Genomic DNA, 8,572 nt, shown 5'->3' with positions numbered 1-8,572 from the left:
TGACCGCATCGGACCTGATGTCGCTGAAGCTGCCGATGCCGCCGCGCGTCGCGATGCTGGCCTGCGCCTCGGGCGGCGATTACCAATTCGACGAGGCGACCGGCCTGGTGGCCGCGATGATCCTCGGCGGCGCACAGCTGGTGACCGCCACGTTGTGGTCGCTGCCGACCGCCGCCGGCTATCGCCAGTTCGCCTCGCCCGTCGACGATGTCGATCCGATGGCCGATGCGATCATCGCCGTCGACCGCGGCCACGAAACCGCCGATGCCGGATGCGCGGTCAACAGCTGGCAACGCGATCAGATGCGGCGCTGGCGCGACGGCGACCTGGGCGCCAGCCCGTTGTACTGGGCGGCGCTGGTCAGCTTCGCCGTCGACGGCGCCCGATGAGTTCAGCTCGGCGGCACGCAGACGGCGATCGCCGACTCGTCGCCCGGCCGGTAGTACGTGTCGATGACGCTTCCTGGGTAGACCTTCCTCAGCGACGACACCGGAATCAGCGCCTTCTCATGGGCGGGGAACTGACCGCCTCCCAGCCTCAGGACCATCACGGCGAGTTCGACCTCGCGGAAGTCCTCGCGAGCCGTGCCGGTGGGGCGCATGCCCGTGACGACGGCCTGCGCCTTCCTGCCATGCCGGATCAGGTCGAGCTGGTCACCGGTGAGCAGACCCTTGCCGACCAGCATCTCGTCGAACTCAGCACAGGTAGCGCGGATGTCTTCGTCAGTGGCGAGCCGCTCATCGACCTCGTCCGCGGCCGGGAAGACACCGCCGATGTCGGGTCGCGGAGCGGCCAACATCGCCGCAGCACCGAAGCAGGCGAGCACAACGAACTGGAGAAAATCCGTGTACGACATGCCAGTAGTTTCCGGTCGGCGCCCGGCTACCGAACCCAACTTTTATCCTGTGCAGATGAGCACGGAGACTCCGGAGGTGACGGCGGTCGTCGTCACCCGTCCGCGCCGCGCCGTGATCGACGAGGCGTGGCGTGCGATCGGACCCGGTCTGGAGGTGCTCAGCGGCGACGACGGCGGCCCGTTGCGTCGGACGGTCAAGCGGATCCTCGACCCCTTGGTCCTTCGGCTGCGATCGAACACCCAATACTCGGCGCCGTTCGTGGCAGCCGATGTTGCCGAGGCGATGCACGACGCCATCGTCGGGTACGGGCCGGTGTTGCAGGCCACCGCAGCGTGGTTCGACATCCTCAAGCGTGAGCGCCGCCGGTTGCGAATCACCAGCGGCAACGCCCAGGAGTTGTACTTCCCTGTCTGTTTCGAGCTGGCGGTGACGAAAGGCGCGCCAGCCCAACAGGATCGCGATGCGGCAGAAGCCGTGCTGCGCGCGGTTCATAGCGACCGGGACCGCACTGGGATCGAGGTGCTCAACCAACACGTCTCCGACCGGCAGTTCATCGCCAAGTTGTCGGATCAACTCGGCCACAGTTGGCGCGACGTCAAGGCAGGCAAGGAGATCACCGGGCCTTTCATGGCCGGCTTGACCACCGTCCTGGGCGGCGCGGACAGCCACACCGCAGCGGCGGCACGCCAACGGGTTTGGACCGCACTGATCGCCGATGCGGCGCCGTACAACCTTGGGGCGAAGGCGCGCAGGCAGGTGTGGGAGCTGCCGTGGTCGATTGTCGAACTCGGCCTGAGTTCCGTTGAGCCGCAACCACCTCCGCTCATCGTCAGCGGTACTGACGGCGATCGTCCGCTGAACCGCACGGTGGTCGACCGCGTCCGCAGCACTTTGCGTCGCGCCCTGGATCGCGAGGAGTTGCCCGATATCCCGCTGTTGTGCGCGGAGGAGGTCGATCGGGCGTGCGCGCCGTGGGGCCTGATGGCCGAGGACAAGCAGGCCACGCTGATCGCCGGCATCGAGATCGCGGCGTGCCTGGCGCCGCTGGCCGACGCCGCAAGGGCGCGCTATGAGCTCGCCGCCCAGATCCAGGCGCGGCTGCGCAAGGAGGCGTATGTCATGCATGCGCGCCGCTATCTCGCCGAGGGTGGGCCGCTTCACCCGCGGCAGAAACAGGTGATCGACGACCTCGCCGCCTTCGAGCGCCCGTATCTGAGCAGGCTGTGGGCACGGCTGCACGGCCGCGACGTCTGGCAGGAGCCCTGCGACGACGTCGACGACGTGCGCAGCCTGCTCGAAGGGGTGGCACGCTCGGTGAGCCTCGACCACCGGCAGCGGATCAAGTCGATGCTCGAACTTCAGGTGGCCGGATGAAACTCGTCGCTGATTCCGGTCTGTGGAGCACCGGCCCGCTGGCCGAGCCGACGCCGCTGCTGGCCGTGCTCGAGGTGAGTGGAGCCGTGTTGACGTGGACGGTTGACGATCCGTCGGCTCCCGCCGCGATCACGTTCACCGATCTGACTCGCGCGGACTGGCTGTGGCGGATTCTCGGCGAATCCGGCCACACCGCCGTCGCCGCTGCGCTCGACGGCCGATCACCCGAGGCGCAATCAGTCGAGTTGGCAGGCGTCGACGTGCGCGAAGGTTCGCTCGAAACGCTGCGGCGATTGGCGTTCGGGCACTGGCTTCGCCGCTGGTGGCCGGCGAGTTACCGGGACGGCATCGCCGCCCTCGACGCGGCGCTGCTGGACGCCGAGATCGCGTTGGCGACCGCTGCCGCGCAGGACTTCTTCACCGACGACACGTTCGACTCCGACGTGGAGGGCCTGCTCAGGCCGCAGGCTGTCGCCCTGGGTTACCTTGCCCGAGAAGGTGATCCACGTGTCGTCGAGCTTGTCCGGGCGTGCTCCGAACTCGCCGACGACGTCGGCGTCGAGTTAGATGCCGATCTCGGCGCCCAGTCGGTGGGGCGCCGTGACGACTACGCCCTTGCCGCCGGCGCGGAAGCCGGGCAGCGCACGACACCGATCGCAAGCGGCGTGGATTCGATCAACTGGGCCGCCGTCCCGCCCGCGATCTTCGACGCCGCCGAGCACACCGTCGAGTGGCGCATCGAGGCGGTCGACGCGGTGGCCAAGGCCGTTGTGAGTGCGGCACTTTCGGGAACCGGCTCGCCGGCCGGTATTGCGGTGCGTCTGCGTTCGGAATCCGTCGTCGGCACGGGTGTGCTTGACGCCGACGGGACCGCGACGTTGCCGCTCGTCGACGCCCAGCAGCTGCCGATGACGGAAACAGCGGCCTGGGACCATGGTTGGCGGACGACCGCCGTGACAATTGGTGCCGACGTGCAGGAATCCTCCCAAACGCGGGAACGAATCCGTGATTTCGCGCGGGCGCGGCTGAACCAGCCCGCCGGCGACGCGTTCCTTGCCGAGATCCTGGCCGCCGAATCCGACTACTGAGACTCGTCCTCGGGCTTGCGCATCGACTCCCGGATCTGCGCCAGCCGTTCGGCAGCCGCGCGCTGACGGGCGTCGTACTGCTCCTCGATGGTGCGCCCCTCCGGGGATTCCGCGTCGAGTTCGGCCGAGCCGATCGCCGTTCCGTAGCGGGTCTCGATCTTCTCGCGTACCGATTCAAATGTCGGCACACCGCCTGGGGTGTAGCCGGTGTCCACGGGCTCGACCGGCGGTGCGGCCGCAGGGGAAGGCGGTGGTGACGGGTCATCGGGCTGCAGCGCGAGGTCGTCCACCACCTCGCCTTCGACGGCGGGTTCCGGCTCTTGAGGTGTTTCGTCCGGCATGCCGCTCACGGTACCGCGCTACTTCGAAGCGGCCTGTATGTACGGCGCCGACGGGGGAGCAGACGGCGGCGGTCCGGGTGGCTGTCCCGGCAGTGGGATGGTCGGCACAGCCGGCGTGCCGATCTGGCTTGCCATCCACGGCAGGGCCGATGCGAACGCATGCGCCGCGAACGGCCAGTCGTGCTTGCCGGGCTGGGTGACGACCGCGCACCTGATGCCGTTGGCGCTGCCCAATGCGCACAGCGAGTTGGCGGCCGCCGTCTGGTCGGCGGCGTTGACGGAGTTGGTGTCGAACCAGCCCGTCACACCGGTGTAGGCGCCGTGGCGGGTGATGACGGTCGATGGATCGAAGGATGCGTATGCCGCGGCGTTGCCGCCGAACAGCCGATCGATGGTCTGGGACTTGTTACCCGAATTGGGGCTCACGTCGCCGGCGATGTCCTCGAACGCGCTGAACATCTCCGGATGCATGACGGCCAGGTCCACCGCACACGTGCCGCCCATCGACCAGCCGACGATACCCCAGTTCGCCGGATTACGACTCACGCCGTAGTTCGAAATCATGTATGGCACAACATCTTTGGTCAGGTGGTCGGCAGCGTTGCCGCGGGCGCCGTTGACGCATTCGGTGTCGTTGTTGAACGCGCCGCCGGGGTCGACGAAGACCACCACGGGCGCGTTACCGCCATGCGCCGCCGCGAAGTCGTCGATCGTCTTGACGGCGTTACCGGCCCGCAGCCAGTCGGCGGGGGTGTTGAACTCGCCGCCGATCATCATCACGGTCGGCAGCGGCGGCGGGGGATCGGTGGCATACCAGGCCGGTGGCAGGTAGACGAGCTCGCCGCGGTGCTTGAAGCCTGACGCAGCGTCGCTGATGTTCACCGGCACCAAGGTGCCCTTGATCGGGATCCTGTGCTGCTTCTGCATCGCTGTCACCGCGACGAGATCAGTCTGATCGGGCAGCGGCCCGGCGGTCAGTTGGTTCCACGCGGTCTGCACAGTCGGGAAGTAGCCGACCCACAGGTTCAGGGCCAGCGCCGCACACAGCAGGCTCAGCGGCAGCGCCATCGCCGACGCGCCGCGGCGCCACCATCGGGCTCCACGCCACCCAGCGACAAGCACGCCGGCCGCGAACCCCGACAGCCCGATCCAGATCCACAACGACCGAGGCGCCGGGTTGTCGGCCAACCCCTGCGATGCGACGTACCAATAAGCGGTGATTGCCAGCGCGCAGCCGACCAGCCCTGCCCACGGCAGCCAGACCAATCGCCACCGGCGCGTCCGCCAGCCGATCGCGGCGATCAGTGCCACAGCGGCCAGCACCTGAACCGTCGTCGGAATCCACCCATGCATCAGTGAAAGGTGATGACGAATCTGTTCCAGCAGTGTCACGGCCCATATCGTGGTCGCGAAACCTTGGGGCCAGCTGTGAGTCAGCTACTAACGGGGTTTGGCCAGGGGGAAGGGCAGCGTCTCGCGGATGCTGCGGCCGGTGATCAGCATGACGACCCGGTCCACACCCATGCCGAGCCCGCCGGTCGGCGGCATCGCGTATTCCATCGCCTGCAGGAAGTCCTCGTCGAGCTCCATTGCCTCCGGGTCGCCGCCCGAGGCGAGCAGCGACTGCTCCTGCAGACGCCTTCGCTGTTCGACGGGATCGGTCAGCTCGCTGTAGGCGGTGCCCAGCTCGACGCCCCAGGCCACCAGGTCCCAGCGTTCCGCGACGCCGGGAATGCTGCGGTGCGGCCTTGTCAACGGCGACACCGACGTCGGGAAGTCCTTGTAGAAGGTGGGCTCCTCGGTGCGGTCCTCGACCAGCCGCTCATAAAGCTCGAGCACGACGGCGCCTTCATCCCAGTGGGTGAGGTAGGGGATGTCGGCGGCGTCGCACAGCTTGCGCAGCGTGGCCAGGTCGGTCTCGGGCCCGATCTGCTCGCCGAGCGCCTCGGACACCGCGCCATGCACGGTCTTCACGGCCCACTGCCCGGAGATGTCGACCGGCTCCACGACGCCGTCCTCGCGCGGACGCAGGAACACGTGCGCGCCGTTGGCGGCCTGCGCGGCGTTCTGGATCAGCTCGCGGCAGCCGTCGATCCACACGTTGTAGTCGGCGTGGGCCTGATACGCCTCGAGCAGAGTGAACTCCGGGTTGTGGCTGAAGTCCACGCCCTCGTTGCGGAACGCCCGGCCCAGCTCGAAGACCCGCTCGACACCGCCGACGCACAGCCGCTTCAAGTAGAGCTCGGGTGCGATCCGCAGGTACAGGTCGAGATCGTAGGCGTTGATGTGGGTGAGGAATGGACGGGCGTTGGCGCCGCCGTGAATCTGCTGAAGGATCGGCGTCTCGACCTCCAAAAACCCCTTGCCGACGAGGGTTTCGCGGATGGCGTGCAGGACGCCGCTGCGGGCCCGGATCAGATCGCGCGCGTCGGTGTTGATCGCCAGGTCGACGTACCGGGCGCGCACCCGCGCCTCCTGGTCGGTCAACCCCTTCCACTTGTCGGGCAGCGGACGCAGGCACTTGCCGGTCAACCGCCAACTGAGCACCATCAGCGACCGCGTGCGCTTCTTGCTGTACCCCATGGTGCCGGACACCTCGATCAGGTCGCCCAGGTCGATGGCGTGCGTGAAGTCGGCCGTGGTGCCGCTCTCGAGCAGCGAATTGTCAAGCAGCAGTTGGACTTCGCCGGACCAGTCGCGCAGTGTAGCGAACAGCACGCCGCCGTAGTCGCGAATGCGCAGCACCCGTCCTGCCACCGTCAGCGTGCCTGCCCCTTCGGAATCGATCGCCTCCGCGATCGTGTGGCTGGGCGCCTGTCCTACGGGGTAGGCGTCGATCCCGTCGTCCTGCAATGCCTTGAGTTTGGCCATCCGGACCCGCACCTGCTCGGGCAGTCGCGGCGAGTCGTCCTCCTCGGGCATATCGGCTTGTAGCTCACTGACATCCGGCGTGCTTCCGTCGTGGTGCAATAAGCCGGTCGCTACCAGGTTCTCAGGCGCGGAGATGTGGTGGCCGGTGTGCGGCTGTTCGGATCGCCGCGAGAAGGGCAGCACCAGAAAGCCTTCGGCGATCACCGATGCGACGCCGACGCGCGGGACCAGCCGGGCGTCCTCGTAGCAGGCGTAGCGGGGCACCCATTCGGGTTGGTACTTCATATTGGACCGGTACAGCGTCTCGAGCTGCCACCACCGCGAGAAGAACACCAGCAGACCGCGCCAGAGCCGGGCGATCGGGCCCGCGCCGAGCTGCGCGCCCTGCTCGAACGCCGACCGGAACATCGCGAAGTTCAGCGAGATCCGGGTCACTCCAATGGCTTCGGACTGCATGCACAGCTCGCTGACCATCAATTCGATTGTGCCGTTGGGGGATTGGGGTGCGCGGCGCATCAAGTCCAGTGACGCGCCGTTGTTGCCCCATGGCACAAGTGACAGCATCGCCACCACGGTCTCGCCCTGCACCGCTTCGACCAGCAGGCAGTCGCCGTCGGCGGGGTCGCCGAGCCGGCCAAGCGCCATCGAGAAGCCACGTTCGGTTTCGGTGTCCCGCCACGCGTCGGCCCGCTTGACCACGTCAGCCATCTCAGCGCTGTCGATGTCGCGATGCCGTCGGATGCGCACCGTGACACCGGCCCGGCGCGCACGAGTTACGGCTTGGCGCACCGCACGCATGTCAGGCCCGGACAGCCGGAAGCTGTCGGGATGCAGGATCGCCTCGTCGCCCAGCTGCAGGGCGTTCAGGCCAGCGTCGTGGAAGGCCTCGGCCGCCGCCGAACTGGCGCCCATCACGCCCGGCGCCCAGCCATAGCTCTGGCACAGCGCCAGCCACGCGTGGATGGCCTGCGGCCAGGCCTTCGGATCGCCCACGGGATCGCCGCTGGCCAAGCAGACGCCGACCTCGACGCGATAGGTGATCGCGGCGCGGCCGTTGGGTGCGAACACCACCGCTTTGTCGCGGCGCGTTGCGAAGTAACCCAGCGAGTCGTTCTTGCCGTAGAGCTCAAGCAGGCCCCTGATAGCGGACTCGTCCTCGCCGGTCAGCGCGTTCTCAGCGCGTTGTGACTGGAACAGCACAACCGCGGCGACCATCAGCGCCAGCGCGCCGAACAGGCCCAGCAGCGCGTTGACGAACACGTGCGGATGACCGGAGAACGAACTGGAGTCGGCGCCCGCGAACGCGCTGACCCGGTTCAGTGCGTACAGGAATCGGTCCGAGCGGGCCAGCGAGCCGGGGAAGAACTCCAACAGCGCCCACCCGACGAGCGTGCCGACCGCCATCGCGGCGACGAGGGTGGCGGCGGCCTTCAGCAGCGCGCCGCGCCGCACCTTGGCCCAGAACTCCTTGCGCGCCATCAACAGGAACACGATCGCCGCGGCGTGGAAGGCGAGCCCGATCACCTCGCCGATGTCTTCCATGATCGTCTCGTCGCCGGTGATCAGGTCGCCGAGGTTCCAGCCGATCGCCGCGACCATGTAGGCCACGAGAATCAGCCACGCGATGCGTTTGCGGGCGGCCAGCGCCGCCGCCAGTAGGGCCAGTACGAAGGCCCACGCGAAGCTGGTGTCGGGGAAGTTGAAGATGTAGTCGTTGACGAACTCCCTCGGCACTTTGATGATCCACCGGATCTGCGGCGAGATGCTCGCGAGCAGCGACAGGGTGGCGATGACGCCGACGGTCCAGCCTGCCGCCGCGGGGACCCACCAGTACCGAGACGTGCGTCGCGTCCTCGCGGGGCTAGTGAGGGTCATAGGCCGCGAGGATATTCGCTCGACCGGTCAAATTGGTGTGAGTAGCTACCAGACAGGGCCGGTGTATTTCTCCCCGGGACCGTGACCCGGTTCCTCCGGCGCGGCGCTCGCTTCGCGGAATGCGAGCTGCAGGCTCTTCAGGCCGTCGCGCACCGGTCCGGCGTGG

At 67.8% G+C, this 8,572-nt stretch carries 6 protein-coding genes and 1 pseudogene; 3 read left to right on the top strand and 4 right to left on the bottom strand.

The genetic code is table 11. From position 1 onward, the window contains the following. Window positions 1–389: pseudogene (locus VFH65_RS10745) on the top strand (CHAT domain-containing protein); the annotation flags it as partial. A 2-nt stretch (window positions 390–391) separates the two neighbouring features. Here VFH65_RS10745 and VFH65_RS10740 read toward each other — a convergent pair. After that, window positions 392–856 carry a hypothetical protein gene (locus VFH65_RS10740; RefSeq protein WP_353321314.1) on the bottom strand — a complete coding sequence of 155 codons (465 nt, stop codon included), beginning with the start codon at window positions 854–856 and terminating at the stop codon, window positions 392–394. Between the two features lie 55 nt (window positions 857–911). Between VFH65_RS10740 and VFH65_RS10735 the strand changes: the two genes are divergently transcribed. Continuing rightward, window positions 912–2,231: a hypothetical protein gene (locus VFH65_RS10735; protein WP_353321313.1), complete on the top strand. Its 1,320-nt coding sequence runs from the start codon at window positions 912–914 to the stop codon at window positions 2,229–2,231. Then, window positions 2,228–3,319: a hypothetical protein gene (locus tag VFH65_RS10730; protein WP_353321312.1), complete on the top strand. Its 1,092-nt coding sequence runs from the start codon at window positions 2,228–2,230 to the stop codon at window positions 3,317–3,319. The genes VFH65_RS10735 and VFH65_RS10730 overlap by 4 nt, the downstream gene beginning before the upstream one ends. Here VFH65_RS10730 and VFH65_RS10725 read toward each other — a convergent pair. The 3 genes from VFH65_RS10725 to lysX form a co-directional block, all read right to left on the bottom strand. Continuing rightward, window positions 3,313–3,612: a hypothetical protein gene (locus tag VFH65_RS10725; RefSeq protein WP_353321317.1), complete on the bottom strand. Its 300-nt coding sequence runs from the start codon at window positions 3,610–3,612 to the stop codon at window positions 3,313–3,315. The two genes, VFH65_RS10730 and VFH65_RS10725, sit on opposite strands and share 7 nt — an antisense overlap. A 66-nt stretch (window positions 3,613–3,678) precedes the next feature. Further along, entirely contained in the window at window positions 3,679–5,013 is a 1,335-nt protein-coding gene (locus tag VFH65_RS10720; protein ID WP_353321316.1) for an alpha/beta hydrolase, read from the bottom strand. An 87-nt stretch (window positions 5,014–5,100) separates the two neighbouring features. Continuing rightward, on the bottom strand, window positions 5,101–8,406 hold the full coding sequence (gene lysX / locus VFH65_RS10715; protein ID WP_353321311.1) for a bifunctional lysylphosphatidylglycerol synthetase/lysine--tRNA ligase LysX: 3,306 nt from the start codon (window positions 8,404–8,406) through the stop codon (window positions 5,101–5,103). Between the last annotated feature and the right edge of the window lie 166 nt (window positions 8,407–8,572).

The sequence above is a fragment of the Mycobacterium sp. genome, from assembly GCF_035697385.1.
Taxonomy (GTDB): domain Bacteria; phylum Actinomycetota; class Actinomycetes; order Mycobacteriales; family Mycobacteriaceae; genus Mycobacterium.
This window is presented reverse-complemented; position numbering and strand designations above follow the sequence as displayed.